Here is a 21,789-nt window from a genome sequence, read left to right on the forward strand (position 1 = left end):
GAGGCATTAAAAAATGCGTTTCAATTTGGCAATATGGGTTCTTTTTCGGTGGCGCGGTAGCGCCGCCGAAAAAGTGTGGGAAGTGTTAGTAACACCCACACTTTACCGTGATAACCCACGGTAACTTCCAACGGTAGAATGCGGCCACAGCCCAAGCAAAATCAGGCAACGCATTGAAAAATAACAAATAAAAAGACAAACCCACGGCAAAGTGTAATGTCTAACAGAACACTCAGCGGCTTTAATTTACCCCACGGCAAAGTGTAATATCTAACAAAAATACTCAGTCGTAAAAATATAAGTCATTGTTTTTGTTCACATAGTTTTTTATACGTTTTGACGTGATACCAGCATTTTCCGTGTTCGGATTCGACTAAACCCCACATGTCGCGGTGTGCTTCTGGCGGCATGTCATCATCGGCGTTGTATTTCACTAGCCCCGTCTTGATTTTGTGTTGCTTTTCCATGTTTTTGATAATTGGTTCGGCAATTATTTTTTGCGATTGGTCGGCGGTGAATTTGACAAAATCGTCAAGGAATCCCGCTTCTGACGGCTGGCTTAAGCCGACAAACAATAAAGTTGTCAGTAATTTTGATGTGTTGTTCATGATTTTACCTTTCAGTTCTGCGCGGTTCGATTCTAACCGGTTTGTCTAAAAAGTAATCAATCCATCCTTAAGCCGCGCCTAGCTTTGTGATGTCGTACACAATCCACAGCTTTACGCACAGAAAATGTGAATAACCCGCGCCATGTTTTGAGCCGCGAAATTTCGCGCCTAAGCGCGTCCAGCTCTTCGCGTTGGTCGTGTACGGCTTTCAGCATTGCCGGAGTCCACCGTCGATTTTTCCAGCGTAAAACACCGCGAGAAAACAAAAACCCGTCCCAACCATCGCAACCCACGTGTTTAGAGTCCCATAAAAGCAAAAGGCGCTCCGCAATGGGAGCGCCTTCGGCATCGAATCGGCGGATATCGTCAATCGTGCAACCGATTACCTCGGCTGCACGGGCTTCGTTCAAACCGCAACGATTCCAGCGGGTGTGATAGAAAGAGCTTTTCTTACGTGCCATTTTATTGTCTCCGAAAAAAAGGAAATGGCTCTAACGCAAAATCCGCGCCGACGGCGTCTTTGACTTCGTATAATGTATATTATGTTAAATTAAATAATTATATATATCGTCGAATGCTGATGTGTTATATTGGGTTTTAATGAGAACCATTATTAATAACCTTCTGGCTACAGGCTGCATATGATGACTTCGTTAAAGATGCTGGCGACCGGCGATTCCGGTCGTATCGTGGGTTTTGATCAGGCTGGCGGCGCGTATCGAAAAAAATTGCTAGCCATGGGACTGACGCCGGGAACCGAGTTCACCATCACCCGTTTCGCGCCCATGGGCGATCCGGTGGAAATCAAGCTACGCGGATTTTCCTTATCGCTGCGCAAAAACGAAGCCTCGGTGTTAATGATAGAAAAACTATGAGCCACGAGTTTACGGTCGGCGTCGTCGGTAATCCCAATTGCGGTAAAACCACGCTGTTCAATGCATTGACCGGCTCCCGGCAGCACGTCGGCAATTGGCCCGGCGTTACGGTCGAGAAAAAAACCGGCGAATATCAGTTTCACGGCGAACGCATCGTGGTGGTCGATTTGCCCGGCACTTATTCTCTGGAAGCCGACGACGACAGCGTCTCCCTGGATGAAAAAGTCGCCCGCGATTTCGTGGCTTCCAGGCAAGCCGATTTAATCGTCAATATCATCGACGCCTCCAACATCGAGCGCAATCTATATCTGACTTCGCAACTGATAGAAATGCGGGTACCGATGATTGTGGTTCTGAATATGATGGATGCCGTAAAAAAACGCGGTATTAAAATCGATCTCGACGAATTGTCCAGGCAGTTGTCCTGCCCCGTTGTCGCTGTTGTCGCCGCAACCGGCCAAGGTTTGCGGGAGTTGCGTGAAACCATGCGGCAAGCTTGCCATAAGCCCACGGTGCCCGTCTTATCGGTCGGATATCATCCGGCCATCGAAGCCGCGGTTTCGGCCTTGCACCTTGAATTGACCGCCCAGGCGGAACATTACGATTTGCGCTGGTTGGCCTTGCGCCTGCTGGAAAATGACACCCTGGCCAAACAACTGGCCGGCTGCCGAGCGCAAGCGGTTGCCGAGAATTTGCGCTTGTCCATCGAAACCGAAACCGACGACGAAATCGACATCCTGGCGGCGGACGCCCGTTACGGTCTGGTGAATCAACTGGTTCAGGCATCGGTTTGCAAGCTCAACGAAGTCTCCCGCCATACCACCGAACGAATCGATGCGGTGGTGTTGAACCGCTTTCTCGGCATACCGGTATTTTTACTGGTCATGTATGCCATGTTCATGTTCACCATTAATATTGGCAGCGCTTTCGTCGATTTTTTCGATCAAGCCGTCGGCGCCTTGCTGGTGGACGGCATGAACGCCCTGCTCACTTCCCTGAACTGGCCCGATTGGCTGGTGGTGTTGATCAGTAACGGCATCGGCGGCGGCATTCAGGTGGTTGCTACCTTTATTCCGATTGTGGGTTTTTTGTTTATCTTTCTGTCCGCGCTGGAAGACTCCGGTTACATGTCCCGAGCCGCGTTCGTCATGGACCGCTTGATGTGCGTGATAGGCCTGCCGGGCAAATCCTTCGTGCCGATGATAGTGGGTTTCGGTTGCAACGTGCCCGCCATCATCGCTACCCGCACGCTGGATAATCAACGCGACCGGGTGTTGACCAATCTGATGAACCCCTTCATGTCCTGCGGCGCCCGCCTGCCGGTGTATGCCTTGTTTGCCGCCGCCTTTTTTCCGGTCGGTGGCCAAAACCTGGTGTTCGGCCTGTATCTGTTCGGCATACTGGTTGCGGTATGCACGGGACTGATCATGCGCCACACTCTGCTGCAAGGCGATCCTACGCCGTTTTTGATGGAACTGCCGACTTATCACCTCCCTACCCCGCGCGGTATTTACATCAAAACCTGGGACAGGCTGAAAACCTTTATCGTCAATGCCGGCAAAGTGATCGTGCCCATGGTTCTGGTGCTGAATATCCTGAATTCCCTGGGTACGGACGGCAGTTTCGGGCGGGAAAACAGCGACAAATCGGTATTGAGCCAGATCGGCCGATCGTTGACCCCGGCGTTCCGGCCCATGGGAATTCGGGAGGACAACTGGCCGGCCACCGTGGGTATTTTTACCGGAGTGCTGGCCAAGGAAGCCGTGGTCGGTACCTTGGATGCCTTATACAGCCAAATGGTCCTGGACGCCGAGCAAACGGAAGAAGAACAGGCTTTCGACCTGCGGCGGGCCTTGCTGGCGGCTTGCCAAAGCATTCCGGACAACCTGTCCGAAATTGCCGATAAATTGCTGGACCCCTTGGGTTTGGGGATTGCAGATATCGATGACGTGGCGGCGGCGGCCGAGAAGCAGGAAGTAAAAATAGCTACCTTCGGCGTCATGCAGAATCAATTCGACGGGCAGACAGGCGCTTTTGCCTATTTGTTGTTTATTTTGCTATATGCGCCCTGTGTGGCGGCGACGGCGGCCATCTATAAGGAAACGGGCAGCGGTTGGACGCTGTTTGTGGTGGCCTGGACCACGTTCGTGGCCTATTCGACCGCTACCCTTTTTTATCAAGGCATGACCTTTGCCGAACATCCGGCCAGCGCCGGCTTTTGGTTCGCGCTGCTGGCATTGATGTTCGTTGCCATTGTGTCGTTGTTACGCTTCTACGGCACACGTCAACATACCGGAGTAGTGTCATGATTCTATCGGATTTACGCAACTATCTGCGCGATAAGCGGCGGGTAACGCTGAACGATCTGGTGTTGCATTTTCATGTCGACGCCAATGCCTTGCGCGGCATGTTGGCGAAATGGATCAGCAAGGGTAAGGTGCGGGTATCGCCCACCAGCGGCAATTGCGGTAGCGGTTGTTGCAAATGCGACCCGCTGTTGACGGAGATTTACGAATGGGTAGACTGACGAGAGTCGCCGCTAAAAGCCAGCCCCCTCGCCCATCCCCGTGTCGGCTTTATTTATCGGCCAACCAGCCCTGCAGGGCTTCGATCAATTCCAGGGCTTGTTTCTCGCTGGATATGTTGAATTTGGATTTTTGCTGATATTCGCCGTTGCGTTTTTGATAGCGGCGAATGCTGAATCTGTCCTGACTGTATTGTTCCTTGCTCGGCTCCCAATCCTGATAGCGGTAAATCACCGTGGCCCAGGCGCCCTTGCTCAATACCTTTTTATCCAGTTCCTTAACGGTTTCAATGCCGCCATCTTCGTAGCGGATGGTCAATTCTTCTACGGTCTCAGCCATTTTGTTCTCAACGTGGTTAAATCGCCGCGCAGTGTATCACAAGCCGTCAGGGGCTGATAAATTCACCGAAGGCGCGACTGCCCTCCCCCGTCGCGATGGTATGCACCACTTGCAGGGTTTCGGCGTCGATCACCGAAACATTGTTGTCGAACCAGTTCGCCACATAGACGAAGCGGCCGTCCGGATGGGTGCCGATACCTTCGGGCTTGTCGCCCACTTCGATCACGGCCAGGGTTTTCAAGCTGGCGGTATCGATAGCCGACACGGTGCCGTCGTCCTGATTGGTGACGAACAAAATTTTGTCATCCTTGGCCAACGCAACCGCATACGGCCGCGCGCCTACTTTCAGGGTGGCAATCCGTTTCATGCGCCGGGTATCCAGCACGCTGACATCGTTACTCTCCACGTTGGCTGCATACAGGCGCGTGCCCTTACCGTCGACGGCGATACCGAAGGGATGGGCGCCGACCTTGGTGGTGTTGCGGATACTGAGTTTCTTCAGATCGATTTGAGAAATGGAGTTGTCGACCCGGTTGGCCACATACAGCCATTTATTGTCCGGACTGACGGTCATGCCGGAAGGCGACTTGCCGACGCTGATGAGGCCGATTTGGGCAAAGTCCTTGGTGTCGAACACCGTGATCGAATGCTCGTACCAATCCGCCACGAAAACCCGTTCGCCGGGCTTATCGACGGCGATACCCAGGGACGCGCCGCCGACTTTGACCGTCCGTAACACTTTAAAGGATTTTCTGTCCAATACGGCAAAACCGCCGCCTTCCGGGGTGCTGACGTAAATATGGCTTTTGCCGGGATTGACGGCAACCCCGGCCGGCTTGCCGCCGACCGCGACCGTGTCGACGACCTTCTGCCTTTCGGTATCGATCACCGAAACCGTGTTATCCAGCTGATTGGTGATGAAGGCATGCGGTTGTGCGTTAACAACGCCCGCAAAAGCCGAGATAAAAGCAACAACAGCAAGCGATGGTTTGGGCATGGTCACTCGGGGAGCAGTCGGGGGAGCGGTTTCCATCCGCGGATGGAAACCGGGTGGGGCAAAAATTTAGCGTTTCAGATCGATACTGACTTCGGCCTTGCCGCTGGGCGCCAGCTTCTTGGCCAAGGCTTCCAGGCCGGTGCTCAATACCGCGGTAACCGCCTTGTCGGCGGCTTCTTCGTTCAGCTCGGCCGGTGGATTGTTGTTCACGTAGGCCCGGTAGTATGTGGCCACCCATTCGACTTCGGCTTTGCCGCCCTTGTCCGCCACCGACAGTTCAGCCGCATAGTTGCCGACCGGCAGCACCGGAATTTCTTCGTCCTGGCCGGCATGTTTGATGCTGCCGCTGGAGCTCATTTCGGTGATTTTGTATTTATAAGCCATTTTGCCGTCGTCGTGCGATTTCAACTCTTCGGTGATGGTGCCGCCGTTGGCCAAGGTCAGAGTGCGCACGGCGCCTTTTTCATTACCGCCGCCTTTCACGCTTTTGATGCTGGGGTGCCAGGACATGTCGCCGTAATCCTTGATGACTTCCCATACCTTGGCGGCGGGTGCTTCGATGGTGATGGTTGCGGTCATTTTTCCCCTGACCGGGCCATGGGCGTTAACCATGCCGGTAAACATCAATAAGGCTGCCGAAATAACGAGCGAGGTTTTTTTCATAACACGTTCCTAATGGTGGTCACATAAAGTTGAGCGTGCGATTATAAAATAAATTGCCGGCGCGGGTAGCCGCAAAACCGCCGTTACGGAATTTTTCCCGCTTTTTCAATTTTCATGGTCTTCAGCATGTCCGCAGCGAGTTTTTATTGGCACGATTACGAAACCTTCGGTACCGACCCACAACGCGACCGCGCCTGTCAATTTGCCGGAGTACGCACCGATACCGACTTCAACATCATCGGCGAGCCCTTGATGGTGTATTGCAAAACCGCCGACGACTATCTGCCGAATCCCGAAGCCTGCCTGATCACCGGCATCACCCCGCAACTGGCCACCGAAAAAGGCGTTTGCGAAGCCGAATTCATCGGCATGATTCACGCGCAATTAGCCCAAGCCGGCACCTGCGGTATCGGTTACAACAGTATCCGCTTCGACGATGAGGTAACCCGCAACCTGCTCTACCGGAATTTTTACGATCCCTATGCCCGGGAGTGGCAAAACGGCAATTCGCGCTGGGATCTGATAGACATTGCCCGCGCCGCCCGTGCCCTGCGTCCGGACGGCATCAACTGGCCGCTCAATGCGGACGGCGTTGCCAGTTTTCGCCTGGAAGAACTGACGCTGGCCAACGATATCGCCCACCAGTCGGCTCACGATGCCTTGTCCGATGTTTATGCCACCATCGCCCTCGCCCGCCTGATCAAGCAAAAGCAACCCAAACTTTACGCTTACCTCTACGCCAACCGGCACAAACAAACCGCGCTGGGCTTGTTGGATTTGGGCAGATTCAAACCCCTGGTGCATGTGTCCGGGCGGTTTCCGGCCAGTAAAAACTGTCTGGCCGTCGTGCTACCGCTTTATCCGCATCCGCGTAACGGCAACGAGGTGATAGTCTACGATTTGTCCGTCGACCCGGAGGCCTTATTGGCGCTCTGCGCGGAAGAAATACAACAGCGGCTGTTTACCGCCAGCCAGGACCTGCCGGAAAACGTCGAGCGCATTGCGTTAAAAACCGTGCACATCAACAAAAGCCCGGTGTTGGCGCCCCTGTCGGTAATTCGCCCGGTCGACGAGCAACGCCTGGGGCTGGATTTGGATCGATGCCGGCAAAATTTAACCCGTATCCAGGCCGCCGCCGGCCCCGCGTTGGAGCAGAAGTTGGCGGCGGTTTTCAGCCGCGCATACGCCGATACGCCCGCCGACCCCGATCTGATGATTTATAGCGGCGGCTTTTTCAGCCCCAGAGACAAAGCCGCCATGCAAAAAATTCGTCAGACACCAGCGGGGAAGCTGGCGAACATTGCCGTCGACTTCGACGATGCCCGTCTGCCCGAGATGTTGTTCCGTTATCGCGGCCGAAATTACCCCGACAGCCTGAGCGAGGCGGACGGCGAACGCTGGCGCCAATTTTGCCGCCAGCGGCTACTCGAGGCCGACAGCGCCGGCGGTTTGGCAAGATTCCGGGAAGATTTACGCCGCTTACAAAGTCTGCCCAACCTTAATCAACCACTGTTGGCTCAATTGGAACAATTTGCTTGCGCCAAGCAGCTGCGGTTGTAATCCGTACGCTGCCGTGTACTACCTTCCCGGTCCGGGCCGATTCGGGTTGCCGTCATTTGCCGCTAGCCGCGAAATCCGCTGTCACAAAGCCTACAAAAGATCACGACATGCTTGATTCACAACAGCATCCAAACCCTATCTCATATTAATTTTATATAAAATTCAATCGTTTAACTTATTTTTAGCATTGGCCTAAACATTGCTGTGTAGATGAGCATCATTCGTTATATACTTTTGTACGTTACGAATTGAGCAACTGTACCGTTGTTGGTGCGATTTTCAGGCTTATATTTATGAAGTCATAAAATGATGCATACCCCCTCTGTTTGTCGGTGCTGTAAACCCATTATTTTCGGCCTGCTAGTTGCCGGTGGATTAAACATTATTGCCACTACAGCGGCTCCGGCAGCGGAAAAAAGAACTTACACTAAACCGCCCATGGCCGCTTTCGCGAGTCAGATGTCCGATGCCTTGTTGGGCAGTGACAAGTACGAAAAACCGGTCTGGAATCTGCACGATGCGCTGAATTTGCCTAAATGGCTGGCTGTGTCGGTCGAGCAGCGCACCCGCTACGAAACTCAAGACGGCCAATTCAAGGCCAACGGCAAAGGCGGAGACCAACAAATTGCGCTGCAAACCGACTTGTGGCTGCAAGCCTGCCTGGGCAAATTTCGCGCCGGCGCCGAATTTCTGGATGCCCGCGCGCTGTGGGCCGACAGCGGTTCCGGCGTCAACAACACCCACGCCGATACGGCGGATTTCATCCAAGGTTATGTGGCCTGGGCCGACCAGAATATTTTTTACAGCGGCTACGGCGCCGAAGTCATCGCCGGCCGGCAAACCCTCAATTTCGGCAGTCGCCGCCTGGTCGCCAGAAATGCGATGCGCAATACCATCAACAGCTTTACCGGCGTCAGGCTCAGGCTGGTCGATTACAATCACTGGCAATTCAACGGCTTCGTGACGATGCCTGTCGTGCGTTACCCGACCGCGGCGGCAGATATACTCGACGAAACTCACGAGTTCGACGAGGAAGACACCCACACCTGGTTTTCCGGCGGTATTCTGGAGCTCAGCGAGCTGTTTTGGGGCATCAACAGCGATGTTTACTTGTATCATCTGGACGAAGGCGACAGCCAGCGCAACCGGACCCGCAACCGCCGTTATTTCACGCCCGGCCTGCGTTTTTACCTGAAACCCAGGAAAGGCCAATTCGACTTTCAAACCGAAACCATCGCTCAGTTCGGCACGGTGCGCTCCAGCACCGCCGCCAGCAATGGCCGGGATCTGGATCACGAAGCCTGGTATCAGCATCTGGATGTCGGTTACACCTTCGACTTAGCCTGGTCGCCGCGTCTGGCTTTGGAATACGACTATGCCAGCGGCGATCACGATCCCAACGACAATAAAGACCAGCGCTTCGATACCTTGTACGGCGCCCGCCGTTTCGAGTTCGGCCCTACAGGCATGTATGGCGCCTTCGCCCGCGCCAATATGAACAGTCCCGGTCTGCGCATTACCGCGACGCCCACTCCCGACGTCCTGCTAGGGCTGAGTCATAGGATTCACTGGCTGGCGGAAGACAAGGACAGTTGGACCACGGCTAACCTGCGCGATACCAGCGGCAACACCGGTAATTACATCGGCCAGCAGTTGGAGTTGAGCGCGCGCTGGGATGTCAACAGCAGCCTGAATTTCGAAACCGCCTGGGCGCATTTATTTAAGGGAGCGTTTGCAAGGGAAACCCAAAACGCTCCGAATCCTGAAGACATCAATTACTTTTACGTGCAGAGCCAGCTGCGGTTTTGATGAGAATTGCCATTTACACCAAAATTAGAGACTAACTTGACACTGGGACATGAAGACCGCATGACAAACAACAAACCGGCCGTTTTCGCTGGCGGCGCGCTGATAGGAATGTTGGGAGGGCTGATAGGCTTGGGTGGGGCCGAATTAAGGTTGCCGCAGTTGATCGGTCTGTTCGGATTCGCCTCGCTGGAGGCGGTGATCCTAAACAAGGTCATGAGTCTGATCGTCGTCGCATCGGCCCTGCCATTCAGGGCCGGCACCATCCCGTTCGCCGAGTTGTTGACACATTGGCCGGTAATTCTGAATCTGTTGGCCGGCAGTCTGTTGGGGGCTTGGTTCGGCGCCGGTTTTGCGCTTGGCATGAAGCGCGAAACCCTGTATCGGGTGATCGCGGTGTTGCTGGTGTTGATTTCGGTACTGCTGCTATTCGGCCATAACCCGGCAAACAGTCATCAGCCGGCATTATCCGGCAGTGCGCTGCTGTTGGCCGGAGTCGCGTCGGGTTTAGGCATCGGCCTGGTTGCCTCGCTGATGGGCGTCGCGGGCGGGGAACTGCTGATCCCGACCCTGGTTTTGCTGTTCGGCGTTGACATCAAGCTGGCCGGCAGCCTGTCGCTGGCGATTAGTCTGCCGACGATGTTGATCGGCATCGCCCGCTACCGTAACGACCAAAGCTTTGCGGTAGTGGGCTGCAACCGGAATTTTGTCTTGGTGATGGCGGCCGGCTCGCTGTTCGGTGCCTTCGCGGGAGGGCAATTGGTCGGCACGATAGCCGCCGAAATTTTATTGCCCTTGCTGGCCGCGATACTTGTTATATCGGCCATCAAGGTCTGGCGGCACAAATAAGCTCCTCCTTCTGCGACAACCTCCGGAGGGCGTCGTAAAAGCTCCCTCTCCTCGCGGGAGAGGGCTGGGGTGAAGGGAATATATAATGTAAACAATGATTTATACACCCTCATCCTAGCCTTCTCCCGAAGGGAGAAGGAACTGTTTGGACTTTTGCGACAAGCTCCGTGAGAAGAGGAAGATTTCACGACAAGCCTCCTTGAAAAAAGGGGCAAGGGAGGAGTTATTTTTGACCATATCCTTATCCTGAAAAATGGAGTTTTGAACGCACTATTTTTTTAACCCTTGGAGAACTTTATGCTCAATCATCGTTTTTTCCGCGCACTCGTGCTGGCGGCGTTTATTTTTCCCGCTTCCTCGGCCTGGTCCGCAACTACCATAGTTGCCGTCGCCGCCGACTTCACCAAGCCGATGACCGAAATCGCCGCCGAGTTCCAAAAAGCCACCGGCCACGAGGCCAAGTTGTCTTTCGGTTCGTCCGGCAAGGCCTTCGCCCAAATCCAGAGCGGCGCGCCGTTCGAAGTGTATTTGTCCGCCAGCGAAAAATACCCGGTGGAACTGGAAAAAGCCGGTCTGGTCGTACCCGGCAGCCGTTTCGTCTACGCCATCGGCAAATTGGTGCTGTGGTCGGCGACGCCCGGCTATGTCGACGATAAGGGCGAAATCCTCAAAACAGGCGCCTTCAAACACATCGCCTTGGCCGATCCCACTCACGCCCCCTATGGCGTGGTAGCGGAAGAGGTCATGACCAGCGTCGGCGTGCTGGACAAACTGCGGCCCTTGTTCGTGATGGGCGAAAACATCTCGCAAACCTTCCAATTCGTCACCACCGGCAATGCCGAACTGGGTTTCGTGGCGCTGGCTCAGGTGATCGATCTGAATACCGGCAAAATCGGCAGTGGCTCGGGCTGGTTGATACCCGACGAGTTGCACGGCCCGTTCAACCAAACGGCGGTGTTGTTGCAAACCGGCGCCGAAAATCCGGCGGCACAGGCCCTGGTGGATTTTCTGAAATCGCCAGCCGCGCGGGCCGTGATCAAGAAATACGGCTTTGGCTCACCCGAGTAAGGCGATAAAGCCATGTTGAACGAAGCCGATATTGCCACGCTGTGGCTGACCTTCAAGGTCGCCAGCTTGGCAACCTTGATCATGCTGATGCTGGGTACACCGCTGGCCTGGTGGCTGGCCCGCACCAGTTCGCGCTTCAAAGGCATTTGCAATGCGCTGGTGGCCTTGCCGTTGGTGTTGCCGCCGACGGTGCTGGGATTCTATCTGTTGGTGATGCTGGGACCCAAGGGCCCCGTCGGCCGATTGACCAGCGAACTGGGTTGGGGGACCTTGCCGTTCACCTTTGGCGGTCTGATCGTCGCTTCGGTGTTGTATTCCCTGCCGTTTGTTGTTCAACCTCTGCAAGCCTCGTTCGCCGCCATCGGCAGGCAACCCCTGGAAGCCGCCGCCACCTTGCGGGCCGGGCCGCTGGATACGTTTTTCAACGTGGTGGTTCCGCTGGCCAAACCCGGCTTCATGACCGCCGCGATTTTGGGTTTTGCCCATACGGTCGGCGAATTCGGTGTGGTGCTGATGGTGGGTGGCAATATTCCGGACAAGACCCGCGTGGTGTCGGTGCAAATCTACAATCATGTCGAAGCACTGGAGTACGAGCAAGCCCATTGGCTGGCCGGCGGCTTGCTGCTGTTTTCCTTCACGGTGCTGCTAGTGCTGTACAGCGCGCTGAAGACTCACCCCGTTGCCCATCAACTCAAATGACCACGCCAATCCACGCAAAATTCGAACTCGACTACGGCGAATTCCGCCTCAACGTAGACCTGGATTTGCCCGGCAGCGGCGTCACGGTGCTGTTCGGCCATTCCGGTTCCGGCAAGACCACGCTGCTGCGCTGCATCGCCGGTTTGCAGCAGGCACCGAATGGTTTTTTACAAATCAACGGCGAGGTCTGGCAGGACAGCGAGCGTAACTTGTTTCTGCCGACCCATAAGCGTTCGTTGGGCTATGTGTTTCAGGAAGCCAATCTGTTTCCGCATCTGTCGGTCAAGGGCAATCTGCAATTCGGCTTGAAACGCACCGGCTTGGCCGGTGCCGATTTGACACATATCCTGGAACTCTTGGGCATCGCTCATCTATTGGAACGCTTGCCGGACGGGCTGTCCGGCGGCGAACGCCAGCGAGTAGCCATCGCCAGGGCGCTGGCGCTGAATCCGCAAATTCTGTTGATGGACGAGCCGCTGGCGGCCCTGGATTTCAAACGCAAGCAGGAAATCCTGCCCTATCTGGGTCGCTTGCATCGGGAATTGAACATACCTGTGCTCTATGTTACCCATTCCCAGCAGGAAGTCGCGCAACTGGCGGATCATCTGGTGATCATGGACGAAGGCAAAGCGCTGGCTTCCGGCCCGCTGTCGGAAACCTTGAGCCGGTTGGATGTGCCGCTGGCCCACGATAGGGAAGCAGCGACGGTTTGGCAAGTGACGGTTGCTGGCCATGAAGCGGAATATCATCTGACACGGGTGGCCTTCGCTGGCGGTACGCTGAGTCTGACCCACCTGAGCGCGGAAATCGGTACACCATTGCGGCTACAGATTTACGCCCGCGATGTCAGCATTACCCTGCAAAAACCCAGCGATACCAGCATCCTGAACGTGCTACCCGCCGTCATAACCGACATTGCCGATGATGACAGCGGGCAGAGCGTGGTGGGCTTACTGGTCGGCGATCAGCCATTGCTGGCTCACATTACCCGCAAATCCCGGATGCTACTGGGCTTGCGGGTCGATATGAATGTTTATGTGCAAATCAAGGGCACATCGATACTCAATTAATTCACCCATAAGGAGATTCATCATGAAAGCAAGTGCACGTAATCAATTCACCGGTACAGTTCGCGACGTGATTGTCGGCGCGGTCAATGCCGAAGTTCATGTCGGTCTGAAAGGTGGCGAGATCATCGCCGCCACGGTAACCAAGGAATCGGTCGACGAACTCGGCATCAAATCCGGCATGGATGTCATTGCTATGGTCAAGGCACCGCAAGTCATTATCGTTACCGATTTCGGCGGCTACCAATTGTCGGCCCGTAATCAATTGCAAGGCTTGGTAACCGATATCAAGCCCGGCAAGGTTAACGCCGAAATCGATATCGAATTAAAAGGCGGCGAAAAAATCGCCGCCACCGTTACCAACGATAGTGTGGAAACCCTGGGCCTGGCCAAAGGCAAAACCGCCACCGCGGCATTTAAAGCCGGCGCGGTGATTTTAGCGGTCAAAGCTTGAGTCGAAATCGTTACGCCGAGGTCATCGGCGGATTTACAGCGTCCGCCGGGGGACATGACGATTGAAGCATGGTAAATTAATCTCATCCGAATCAGCACACGCTCCCACATGACCATTCAAAACAAAGCACACCCCTGGCACGGCATCTCGCCGGGTGACAACACGCCCGACATTGTTACGGCCTTTATCGAAATCGTCCCTTCCGATACGGTTAAATACGAAATCGACAAACAAAGCGGCTATTTAAAAATCGACCGCCCGCAAAAGTTTTCCAACATGATTCCGACCTTGTACGGCTTTATCCCGCGCACCTATTGCGCGGAAAGAACCGCCGAATACGCCGCGGCCATGTCGGGCAAAACCGTAGCCAAGGGCGACGGCGACCCGCTGGATATCTGTGTGCTCAGCGAACGCAGCGTCACGCATGGCGACATTTTGCTGCAGGCCATACCGATAGGCGGGTTTCGCTTACTGGACGGCGGCGAGGCCGACGACAAGATCATTGCCGTCATGAAAGGCGACGAGTTTTACCGGCAATGGAACGATGTATCCGATTGCCCGGAGTCCTACATCAACCGCCTGAAGCATTATTTTCTGACCTACAAACATTTGCCCCACGAAGTCAACGCCTGCGAGATTACGCACGTCTACGGCCGCGAAGAAGCTCACGAAGTGATCAGGCGCGCCATAGCGGATTATCAGTACCATTTTTGCTGCCAGGATGCGGAATAGTCGCCGCCAACCTGGTTGAATCCGTTATAAGTCCGATGACGATCGACAGGATTCGGTTGACCAAATTGCAAGCCATCGGCCTGTGGACAATACTGCTGTCGGGCCCGCCATTTCAACCCTGCTCTGCCGCCATCTTGCGGTCGGAGCCCAATACCGGCTGAAATTGTCCAGTCAGGCGGACGGACTGGCAAAAGACACTGAAAACGCTTGAATGCTTTTCAGGCTGATCACTTTACCTTGGCGACACGAAGTTTGACGTCTTGCAACCCAGTAGCACCACCCTCGCCGTGGTTGCCAACGCCTTGAACGATGCTAGCGGAGAGTCGTTGCGGAATGTTAGCGTGCAATCATCGGTAACCGTTACCAGCGTACCCATGCCGGCCGCCGCCTGGTTAATGTCAAGCGGCTTATGGCTTGGGTTGCGACGATCTCGATGCCGGGAAATGTAGTTGGGCTGTTTTTACCCATTCCCCCGAAAAGGTATAAATTCAGCAATATCGGTATTTATTCAGCCCGACGCATCGCAAAAACGTTTACACGGCGAACTTGCCAGCAAAGAATTAAATGACCGAAAAACCGAAGAATTATGATATCGCCGAGGATTTAGGGGCCGGGTATAAATAAAACAAGGAATTCATATGGTTACGAATGGCGCGGTGTGCGAGCATTCGCTGTAAACAGACCCCCTTTGCAACTCCAGGTCATTGGCGGCATCCGGCCAAAAGCAGACAGTTGGTTTTTCTGACGAAGGTCTACTGATTGATCTACAGCCGCCAGCCGTAATCCCAAAAAGGTGCGACCACCTATAGCTTGTTCCTAGCCATGCGAGGCGCAACGATCGCGAACGGTGCGCCTGACCGGCAGCACCCTATAGTCCGCGCATCTTATGGCCTTGGGCTCGGGCGACGAAACGGCTGCTGCAGACCGCGTGCATCCGTGTGTCTAAAAAACCGGAAGGCTAAATCAGACCGCACTGGCCACCCTGCATAAGCGCTATCAGAGGATTCTAAGCCACGGCGAAAAAGAGCTGCCGGAGATTTTGCCCAAGCCTGGCGCTAGACGCGGCAAGCTGGCCAAATCAGATGCGCATAATCTGTGGGAACGACTACAAAAACATGAAGTCGCGGCGTTATTGTTTGCCAAAGACCCGCATGTGGCGTTTACCAAAAATCGTGCTGAACAGGATTTGCGGATGGCCAAGGTCAAACAGAAGCTCTCCGGTTGTTTCCGCTCGGAAGATTATGCGCATGCCTACTGCCGCATCTCCAGCTATCCGCAAACCATGGCCAATAAAGGTTATAACCCTCTCATCGCAATTCAAATGGCGTTCGCCGGGGTGTGGCGGGGGGGATAGGCGTGAGTAGTTACAAAATAACTTGGGCATTCCAAATCCCGTTCGGCCTTCGACAAGCCCGGCGTGAACGGTTCTCAAACGCTTCACGGCAATTTCGTTGTTAGCTCATTGCGCTTGCGGATGCTCCGGCTGGTCGCCGGCCGGGTCGCTCCGCCGCACCAGTTTTTCGAGATTGCGATCGGCGCCCGACGGCAGGTTGGACTTGTTTTCCAGAATCCAATGGGCGATGTCCCGCCAAATCAGCGGGGCTTGCAGGTCTCTGAGCAACATGTGGTAGCCGTTTTCATAGTAGGCGACGGTGCGTGTGCCGGCGGGGCTGTGCAATAACTCTTGCACAAAGCGGCGGGTGGGCTCCAGCGGAACGATTTGATCTTTTTCGCCGTAAAGCAGCAAGGTGTCGCCATGCAGTTTGTCCGCCGAACTCAAGGCGATATCCATCAGGTTGGCCAGCCCGTAGATTGCATCGACTCGGGTTTCCTTGATCACCAGCGGATCGCGGCCCAGGGCTCTCAACATTTCGACGTTATCGGACGGGATGATGCCCAAATCCCTGCCGCTCAACGCCATCCAGGGTACGGTGTGCGACAGTGCCCACAACAGGGATGTTTGATACCAGGGCATGGTCTCCCGCCCCCAGACCGCCGGCGCGGAAAGCACGATGCCGGCCGCATCCGGCCTGTCTCGCCGACTCATGGCGTCGATGATGATCGCGCCGCCCATACTTTCGCCCAACAGATAAACAGGCGTACCGGGGTGTTCGGCTTTGACCAGCGCGGTAATTTGTCTCAGATCGTCGCTATAGACGTCGTTGCCCGCCCAGATGCCGGGCGCCACGCTTTCGCCGAAACCGCGCTGATCGTAGGCGTAACAATAAATATGCTGTTGTTGTAGATACTCCGCCGGTGCGCCGAAAAAGCGCCGGTAGTCATTGAAGCCATGCAAGGCGATAATGACGGCCCTGGGGTTTTCCGCCGGCCAACGGCTCAAGTGCAGCTGGACGCCGTCGGCGGCGATGAAACGGTCGGCCGTCAAGCGGGCCGGGCCTGCGGCGGAGCCGGGGGGCGGCAGGGCCGGCGCGCAACCGGCCACCAGCATAACGAACAACAACAGCCATGCCGTTGAAGGGCGGATTCCGAACAGGTAGAAATATATGCGAGTTATCAATGACATAAGCGAACAGCATGCCGAGGTCACGGGTTTGGATGTCCGGCGGGTGAATGAATCGGCTGAAATGCAAAGCGTCAGCCGGCTGGCCGGAGAGTTATGGCGAAATCATTATATGCCGATTATCGGCCCGGCGCAGGTCGAATACATGCTGGATCGTTTTCAAAGCCCGTCGGCCATCGCGGGGCAGATCGCGGCGGGATATCAGTATTTTATGCTCTACCATGACTCACGGCCGATAGGATATTTCGCCTGGCTGGCGGACAGCGCCGATAGTTCGCTGCAAATCGGCAAATTGTATATCGGCCAAAGCCGACAACGAACGGGACTGGGTAGCCGCGTCATCGCCTTTACGGAGCGCCATTGCCGGACGCAAGATCTGCGGCAAATCTGGTTGACGGTCAATCGCCGTAACCACTCGGCCATGGCGTTTTATTTACGCAATGGTTTTGTCAACGGCGGTTGCTTGCTTCAGGATATCGGCGCCGGCTTTGTAATGGACGACTATCGCATGGTTAAGGAGCTGCCGCCGGCCTGACAAGCGTCAACCCCGCTCCAACACCATCGCCACCGCCGCCGCGCGGGTCGAGACTCCCAGCTTTTCGAAAATGTGCTCCAGGTGTTTATTGACCGTGCGCGGGCTGCTATCCAGGATAATGCCGATTTCTTTATTGGTTTTGCCGCGCGCTATCCACATCAATATTTCCGCCTCGCGCGGGGTCAGTTTCAGTTTGCCGCGCAAGGTTTGCAGATCCCACTCGGCATTGCCGTCCGGCCGCCGCAGTAACAGCAGGTATTCATCCGGATGGCCGCAGGCGCTGATGCTGACAGCAAAACCCGGTAATACCGCATGCTCGGCGGATTCGTCCGCGCCGCTCCGGCGGTTTTGCTGCTGCCATTCTTGAAACCAATACAACAGCTTACCGGGTAACGGATCCTTGAGCCGCCAAGCCGCTTGCAAGTCTTGCCGGGCATTGAAATCCGCCAGCCAAGCCTCGCCGGCGGGCGTCAGCCAGTTCATGCGTCCGCCGCTATCCACCGACATGGCGGCGAACCCGCCTTCGGTCAGCAATTGTTCGGCGCGCCGCAGGTTGCGGGTCTGGCTCAAATGTACCTCGATGCGCGCCAGCACTTCGGCCGGCCGGATCGGTTTGACTATGTAATCCAGCGCGCCTTCGCCGAAGCCGCGCAGCAAATCGTCCAATTCGCTCAGGCCGGTCATGAACAGCACCGGAATGGCCGCGGTGGCCGGATCGGCCTTCAGCCGACCGCAGGTTTCAAAGCCGTCGATACCCGGCATCATCACGTCCAACAAAATGATATCCGGCTTGACGTATTGAATCTGCTCCAGTGCCGCGCTGCCGTCGATGGCCACCAACACCCGGTAATTCGCCTCCGACAGCGTATCGGACAACAGCGCCAGATTGCCCGGCGTATCGTCGACTATCAATACCGTGCCGTTGTGTGCGGAAGAATCCATCATTGTCGTGTCTCCTTATTTACGGGCATATCCAAACATTTCTTGATTTCGGCAATGCGAAAAGTATCGGCCAGTCCCTTCAGCTTGGCAAAAAAAGCCGCGTAACCCGGCTCCTCGCGGCTTAACTGCTCCAGCGTCAGTTTCAAGCCTTGCAGGTCGCCGATACGCACCAAATCCATGCAGGGCTGCAATATCGACGACGGCGGAATCTCGATGGCCGTGGTGCCGGGATGCCGTGGCGGCGGCGATGTATCCCGATATTGCCAATCCAGCGCCAGATGCATTTTCAGCTTTTCCATCAATTCCTCTACATTGAGGGGTTTGGACAGAAAATCGGTGCAGCCGGCATTCAAGGCCACCAGCCGGTCGGCCGGATAGGCATTGGCGCTCAGTACCACCACAGGCATGTCCCAGCCTTGCTGGCGCAATTGAATGGCGGTTTCTATTCCGTCTATACCCGTCATGGAAATATCCAAAACAATCAAATCGGGCGGATTTTCGGCCACCTTAAGCAAGCATTCCTCGCCCGACCCCGCTTCGGCCAAATAAAACCCCAGAGGTTCCAATAAAGCCAGCAATAATTCCCTGTGTTCGCGCTGATCGTCCACCAGTAAAACTTTCCGCCGCCGGCCGGCATAGCCGACAATTTTACTGTCGCCGCCAAGCTCGGTTTCCGCGCCCAGGCTGGGCAGCAACAGCCGCACGCTGAATGTGGAGCCCTGCCCGGCCCGACTTTTCACGCTCAATTCGCCGCCCATCAACTCGGTAATGATCTTGCTGATGGTCAAACCCAGGCCGCTGCCGGCTTCGGCGTTGCCGGTGGAACCGTTGACGCGGGTGAAGGGCTGGAAAATATTCTGCAACTGGCCCTCGTCTATACCGCTGCCGGTATCGACCACCTGAAAATTGGCCACCCCGCCGCTGTAACCGACGCGCAATATCACGTGGCCGTTGGCGGTAAATTTGACGGCGTTGCCGAGCAGGTTCATCAGGATCTGCCCTACCCGCTTTTCGTCGCCGCGTACCCGCTCCGGCAGTGTATTGACGAATTCGCACTTGAACTCCAGGCCTTTCTGTTCGGCCTGAGCCTGAAAACTGTCCACCAGATGCCGGATAAAATCCGGAAAATTGAACGGATGGCTTTTCAACTCGAACTTGCGGGCTTCAATGCGGGCAATATCCAGAATATCCTCGACCAGCGCGCATAAATGCTCGCCGCTGCGTTTCAGGGTTTCCACGGCCCTGCGGCGGTTTTCCGGTATCTCCGGGTCGTTGTGCAAGATGTGTGCATAGCCCAGAATGCTATTCAGCGGCGAGCGGATTTCATGACTCATGCTGGACAGAAACCGGCTCTTGGCTTGATTGGCGCTATCCGCCATCTTGATGGCCTGTTGCAGCTTGCTGTCGGTTGCCTTGTGGTTTTCGATTTCCAGCAACAACAATTGGGTTTGTCTGGCGCTTTCTTCGTGCGCCACCCGCCGGCTTTCCGCGCTCAGAATCAGCAGCCAGGTGCATAAACCGATAAACACCAGCAGCGCCGCGTAGATTTTGAAAAAGTTATACAGCAACAGATCGAAGGCGGCCAAATCCCGTCGCACGCTCAATAAATCCTGATAATAAATGATGCTGATAAAAATCCCGGTCAGCACCGACAGAAACGAAAACATCAGACCAAAGCGCAGCAACCTGAGCCGGGCGTTCAGACTCATGCTCTTCGGCAAGAAGCGCCGGGCGAAGGCTTCCAGATAATCCTCGAAGCGATAGCCGGTTTTACAGACGTCCAGGCAGCGGGCGTCCAGCGTGCAGCATAAAGAACAAATGCTGCCGGCATAGGCCGGACAATAAGCCATGTCCTCCTGCTCGAAGCGATTTTCGCAAATCGAACACTTGGCTTGCGCCTGGGCGGGATCCGCTTCCCGCTCGCGGGCCAAATAACGGCGCGACCGCGTCAGCCACGCCACGCCGGGCGTCAGCATAAAAGCCAGACCCAGCGACATGAAGGCCGAAAACGCCTTGGGATAGTCGCCGAACAGGCCCACATACGCCAGTATGGAAATCAAGGAGGCCAGCGCGGTGGACAGAATGCCGACCGGATTCAGGTCGGTCAGATAGGCGCGCTTGAACTCGATGATTTTCGGACTGAGTCCGAGCGGCTTGTTGATCATCAGTTCGGCCGCCACCGAGCCTATCCAGGCGATAGACATATTGGAAAACAGCCCCAGCACTTTTTCCAGGGCGCCGAAAACGCCGAACTCCATCAACAACAAGGCGATCAACACATTGAACACCAGCCACACCACCCGGCCCGGATGGCTATGGGTCAGGCGCGAAAAAAAATTCGACCAGGCCAGCGAACCGGCGTAGGCATTGGTCACGTTGATTTTGATCTGGCTCAATACCACGAACAGCGTGGTGACCGCCAAGGCCCAGCGCGGATTGTCGAACAACTCGTTGTAGGCCACCAGATACATCTGGGTAGGTTCGTGGGCATGTTCCGGGTTGATACCGTGCCGTATCGCCAGATGCGCCAACAGGGCTCCGGCCAGCTGGCGCATCACGCCGAACACCACCCAGCCCGGCCCGGCGGTCAGCATCGCCGCCCACCAGCGGAATTTGTTGGCGGGAGTTCTGTCCGGCAGAAAGCGCAGAAAATCCACCTGTTCGCCGATCTGCGCCACCATGGAAAACGCCACGGTAGCCGCGCCGCCGAACAGCAACCATTCAAAGCCCTGCCCGCTGCCGGCTATCCAGAAATAGCTTTCCAGGGTTTGCAGCGCTTCCGGCTCCCGCAGCGCCACCGCCACGTAGGGCGCGATCAACAACAACAGCCAGACCGGTTGCGTCCACAACTGCATGCGGCTGATGGTGGTGATGCCGAAGGTCACCAAGGGAATCACAATCGCCGCGCTGACCACGTGAGCCAGCCACAGCGGAATTTCGAAATACAGCTCCAGCGCCAGCGACATGATGGACGCTTCCAGGGCAAACAGCGTAAAGGTAAACGAGGCGTAAATCAGCGAGGTGACCGTGGAACCGATATACCCGAAGCCCGCGCTGCGGGTCAAAAGGTCCATGTCGATATGATAGGTGGCGGCGTAATAGCTGATCGGAAAGCTGGTAACGAATATCACCAATCCGACAATCAGAATGGCCCAAAAGGCGTTGGTAAAGCCGTAATTGATGGACAAAAAACCGCCTATGGCCTCCAACACCAGAAACGAGGTGGAACCGAACGCGGTATTGGCCACCTCGAACTCCGACCACTTGCGGAAACTGCGCGGCGCGAAACGCAGGGCGTAATCCTCCAGGGTTTCGTTGGCGACCAGGGCGTTATAGTCACGGCGGATTTTGGTAATGTTTTGGTGGATGGTTTTCATGTGTTTTTGTGTCGCTGTCGCGGCGAAGGTTTTAAGTCGGGTCTCGGCCCGACAACCGAATGACTTTTCTTTGCTTGGCCAAAGAAAAGTCACCAAAAGAAAGGCCACCCGGATTCCGCCTGATTCCTGTGCTTTTACGAAAACCATCCGTGGTTTTCGCCCTGCGGGCCAG

General features: G+C 55.5%; 21 protein-coding genes. 13 read left to right on the top strand and 8 right to left on the bottom strand.

The window, feature by feature from the left end; genetic code table 11:
- Positions 1–302 precede the first annotated feature (302 nt).
- Together NP590_RS07270 and NP590_RS07275 are read right to left on the bottom strand one after the other, a co-directional pair.
- On the bottom strand, positions 303–608 hold the full coding sequence (locus NP590_RS07270) for a hypothetical protein (RefSeq protein WP_256601649.1): 306 nt from the start codon (positions 606–608) through the stop codon (positions 303–305).
- Positions 609–664: 56 nt separating this feature from the next.
- Positions 665–1,069 (bottom strand): hypothetical protein, encoded by a 405-nt coding sequence (locus NP590_RS07275; RefSeq protein WP_256601650.1) that lies wholly within the window; start codon positions 1,067–1,069, stop codon positions 665–667.
- 180 nt (positions 1,070–1,249) lie between these two features.
- Here NP590_RS07275 and NP590_RS07280 point away from each other — a divergent pair, with 180 nt between their 5' ends.
- The 3 genes from NP590_RS07280 to NP590_RS07290 are packed head-to-tail and all read left to right on the top strand — an operon-like array spanning position 1,250 to position 4,010.
- The gene (locus NP590_RS07280; RefSeq protein WP_196436834.1) at positions 1,250–1,483 is read left to right on the top strand and encodes a FeoA family protein; all 234 of its coding nucleotides are present in this window, start codon (positions 1,250–1,252) and stop codon (positions 1,481–1,483) included.
- Entirely contained in the window at positions 1,480–3,792 is a 2,313-nt protein-coding gene (feoB, locus tag NP590_RS07285) for a Fe(2+) transporter permease subunit FeoB (protein ID WP_256601651.1), read from the top strand. The genes NP590_RS07280 and feoB overlap by 4 nt, the downstream gene beginning before the upstream one ends.
- Positions 3,789–4,010: a FeoC-like transcriptional regulator gene (locus tag NP590_RS07290; RefSeq protein WP_256601652.1), complete on the top strand. Its 222-nt coding sequence runs from the start codon at positions 3,789–3,791 to the stop codon at positions 4,008–4,010. The genes feoB and NP590_RS07290 overlap by 4 nt, the downstream gene beginning before the upstream one ends.
- Before the next feature lie 49 nt (positions 4,011–4,059).
- Here NP590_RS07290 and NP590_RS07295 read toward each other — a convergent pair whose 3' ends face one another.
- From NP590_RS07295 to NP590_RS07305, 3 genes are all read right to left on the bottom strand, one after another.
- Positions 4,060–4,347 carry a hypothetical protein gene (locus tag NP590_RS07295; protein ID WP_256601653.1) on the bottom strand — a complete coding sequence of 96 codons (288 nt, stop codon included), beginning with the start codon at positions 4,345–4,347 and terminating at the stop codon, positions 4,060–4,062.
- Positions 4,348–4,393: 46 nt separating this feature from the next.
- Positions 4,394–5,344 (bottom strand): beta-propeller fold lactonase family protein, encoded by a 951-nt coding sequence (locus NP590_RS07300; RefSeq protein WP_256601654.1) that lies wholly within the window; start codon positions 5,342–5,344, stop codon positions 4,394–4,396.
- 66 nt (positions 5,345–5,410) lie between these two features.
- The gene (locus NP590_RS07305) at positions 5,411–6,007 is read right to left on the bottom strand and encodes an SRPBCC family protein (RefSeq protein WP_256601655.1); all 597 of its coding nucleotides are present in this window, start codon (positions 6,005–6,007) and stop codon (positions 5,411–5,413) included.
- A 126-nt stretch (positions 6,008–6,133) separates the two neighbouring features.
- Here NP590_RS07305 and sbcB point away from each other — a divergent pair, with 126 nt between their 5' ends.
- From sbcB to NP590_RS07350, 9 genes are all read left to right on the top strand, one after another.
- Positions 6,134–7,567 (top strand): exodeoxyribonuclease I, encoded by a 1,434-nt coding sequence (gene sbcB / locus NP590_RS07310; protein WP_256601656.1) that lies wholly within the window; start codon positions 6,134–6,136, stop codon positions 7,565–7,567.
- A 438-nt stretch (positions 7,568–8,005) separates the two neighbouring features.
- Positions 8,006–9,376: an alginate export family protein gene (locus NP590_RS07315; protein ID WP_371927269.1), complete on the top strand. Its 1,371-nt coding sequence runs from the start codon at positions 8,006–8,008 to the stop codon at positions 9,374–9,376.
- Positions 9,377–9,436: 60 nt separating this feature from the next.
- On the top strand, positions 9,437–10,222 hold the full coding sequence (locus tag NP590_RS07320) for a sulfite exporter TauE/SafE family protein (RefSeq protein WP_256601657.1): 786 nt from the start codon (positions 9,437–9,439) through the stop codon (positions 10,220–10,222).
- 297 nt (positions 10,223–10,519) lie between these two features.
- Positions 10,520–11,290 (top strand): molybdate ABC transporter substrate-binding protein, encoded by a 771-nt coding sequence (modA, locus tag NP590_RS07325; protein WP_256601658.1) that lies wholly within the window; start codon positions 10,520–10,522, stop codon positions 11,288–11,290.
- Between the two features lie 12 nt (positions 11,291–11,302).
- A complete protein-coding gene (modB, locus tag NP590_RS07330; RefSeq protein WP_256601659.1) occupies positions 11,303–11,989 on the top strand; it encodes a molybdate ABC transporter permease subunit in 687 nt (228 codons plus the stop codon).
- Complete coding sequence (gene modC / locus NP590_RS07335; protein WP_256601660.1) at positions 11,986–13,059, top strand: molybdenum ABC transporter ATP-binding protein; 1,074 nt, start codon at positions 11,986–11,988, stop codon at positions 13,057–13,059. Before modB ends, modC begins: the two co-directional genes overlap by 4 nt.
- Before the next feature lie 22 nt (positions 13,060–13,081).
- Positions 13,082–13,510, top strand: a complete 429-nt coding sequence (locus NP590_RS07340; RefSeq protein WP_256601661.1) for a TOBE domain-containing protein — start codon at positions 13,082–13,084, stop codon at positions 13,508–13,510.
- A 108-nt stretch (positions 13,511–13,618) separates the two neighbouring features.
- Entirely contained in the window at positions 13,619–14,242 is a 624-nt protein-coding gene (locus NP590_RS07345) for an inorganic pyrophosphatase (protein WP_256601662.1), read from the top strand.
- 982 nt (positions 14,243–15,224) lie between these two features.
- A complete protein-coding gene (locus NP590_RS07350; protein WP_256601752.1) occupies positions 15,225–15,596 on the top strand; it encodes an IS66 family transposase in 372 nt (123 codons plus the stop codon).
- Between the two features lie 105 nt (positions 15,597–15,701).
- On the opposite strand, the gene NP590_RS07355 is transcribed toward NP590_RS07350, so the two are convergent.
- Positions 15,702–16,766 (bottom strand): alpha/beta hydrolase, encoded by a 1,065-nt coding sequence (locus NP590_RS07355; RefSeq protein ID WP_256601663.1) that lies wholly within the window; start codon positions 16,764–16,766, stop codon positions 15,702–15,704.
- Between NP590_RS07355 and NP590_RS07360 the strand changes: the two genes are divergently transcribed.
- Entirely contained in the window at positions 16,747–17,298 is a 552-nt protein-coding gene (locus NP590_RS07360; RefSeq protein WP_256601664.1) for a GNAT family N-acetyltransferase, read from the top strand. The two genes, NP590_RS07355 and NP590_RS07360, sit on opposite strands and share 20 nt — an antisense overlap.
- Before the next feature lie 6 nt (positions 17,299–17,304).
- Here the strand turns inward: NP590_RS07360 and NP590_RS07365 are convergent, their stop codons facing one another.
- Complete coding sequence (locus NP590_RS07365) at positions 17,305–18,243, bottom strand: response regulator transcription factor (protein ID WP_256601665.1); 939 nt, start codon at positions 18,241–18,243, stop codon at positions 17,305–17,307.
- Positions 18,240–21,617 (bottom strand): hybrid sensor histidine kinase/response regulator, encoded by a 3,378-nt coding sequence (locus NP590_RS07370; protein ID WP_256601666.1) that lies wholly within the window; start codon positions 21,615–21,617, stop codon positions 18,240–18,242. The genes NP590_RS07365 and NP590_RS07370 overlap by 4 nt, the downstream gene beginning before the upstream one ends.
- Between the last annotated feature and the right edge of the window lie 172 nt (positions 21,618–21,789).

The sequence above is a fragment of the Methylomonas subterranea genome, from assembly GCF_024505185.1.
GTDB lineage: Bacteria > Pseudomonadota > Gammaproteobacteria > Methylococcales > Methylomonadaceae > Methylomonas > Methylomonas subterranea.

Coding starts and splice junctions, on each gene's coding strand:
- NP590_RS07270 (WP_256601649.1), bottom strand. CDS start 608: ATGAACAACACATCAAAATTACTGACAACTTTATTGTTTGTCGGCTTA.
- NP590_RS07275 (WP_256601650.1), bottom strand. CDS start 1,069: ATGGCACGTAAGAAAAGCTCTTTCTATCACACCCGCTGGAATCGTTGC.
- NP590_RS07280 (WP_196436834.1), top strand. CDS start 1,250: ATGATGACTTCGTTAAAGATGCTGGCGACCGGCGATTCCGGTCGTATC.
- feoB (WP_256601651.1), top strand. CDS start 1,480: ATGAGCCACGAGTTTACGGTCGGCGTCGTCGGTAATCCCAATTGCGGT.
- NP590_RS07290 (WP_256601652.1), top strand. CDS start 3,789: ATGATTCTATCGGATTTACGCAACTATCTGCGCGATAAGCGGCGGGTA.
- NP590_RS07295 (WP_256601653.1), bottom strand. CDS start 4,347: ATGGCTGAGACCGTAGAAGAATTGACCATCCGCTACGAAGATGGCGGC.
- NP590_RS07300 (WP_256601654.1), bottom strand. CDS start 5,344: ATGCCCAAACCATCGCTTGCTGTTGTTGCTTTTATCTCGGCTTTTGCG.
- NP590_RS07305 (WP_256601655.1), bottom strand. CDS start 6,007: ATGAAAAAAACCTCGCTCGTTATTTCGGCAGCCTTATTGATGTTTACC.
- sbcB (WP_256601656.1), top strand. CDS start 6,134: ATGTCCGCAGCGAGTTTTTATTGGCACGATTACGAAACCTTCGGTACC.
- NP590_RS07315 (WP_371927269.1), top strand. CDS start 8,006: ATGGCCGCTTTCGCGAGTCAGATGTCCGATGCCTTGTTGGGCAGTGAC.
- NP590_RS07320 (WP_256601657.1), top strand. CDS start 9,437: ATGACAAACAACAAACCGGCCGTTTTCGCTGGCGGCGCGCTGATAGGA.
- modA (WP_256601658.1), top strand. CDS start 10,520: ATGCTCAATCATCGTTTTTTCCGCGCACTCGTGCTGGCGGCGTTTATT.
- modB (WP_256601659.1), top strand. CDS start 11,303: ATGTTGAACGAAGCCGATATTGCCACGCTGTGGCTGACCTTCAAGGTC.
- modC (WP_256601660.1), top strand. CDS start 11,986: ATGACCACGCCAATCCACGCAAAATTCGAACTCGACTACGGCGAATTC.
- NP590_RS07340 (WP_256601661.1), top strand. CDS start 13,082: ATGAAAGCAAGTGCACGTAATCAATTCACCGGTACAGTTCGCGACGTG.
- NP590_RS07345 (WP_256601662.1), top strand. CDS start 13,619: ATGACCATTCAAAACAAAGCACACCCCTGGCACGGCATCTCGCCGGGT.
- NP590_RS07360 (WP_256601664.1), top strand. CDS start 16,747: ATGCGAGTTATCAATGACATAAGCGAACAGCATGCCGAGGTCACGGGT.
- NP590_RS07355 (WP_256601663.1), bottom strand. CDS start 16,766: ATGTCATTGATAACTCGCATATATTTCTACCTGTTCGGAATCCGCCCT.
- NP590_RS07365 (WP_256601665.1), bottom strand. CDS start 18,243: ATGATGGATTCTTCCGCACACAACGGCACGGTATTGATAGTCGACGAT.
- NP590_RS07370 (WP_256601666.1), bottom strand. CDS start 21,617: ATGAAAACCATCCACCAAAACATTACCAAAATCCGCCGTGACTATAAC.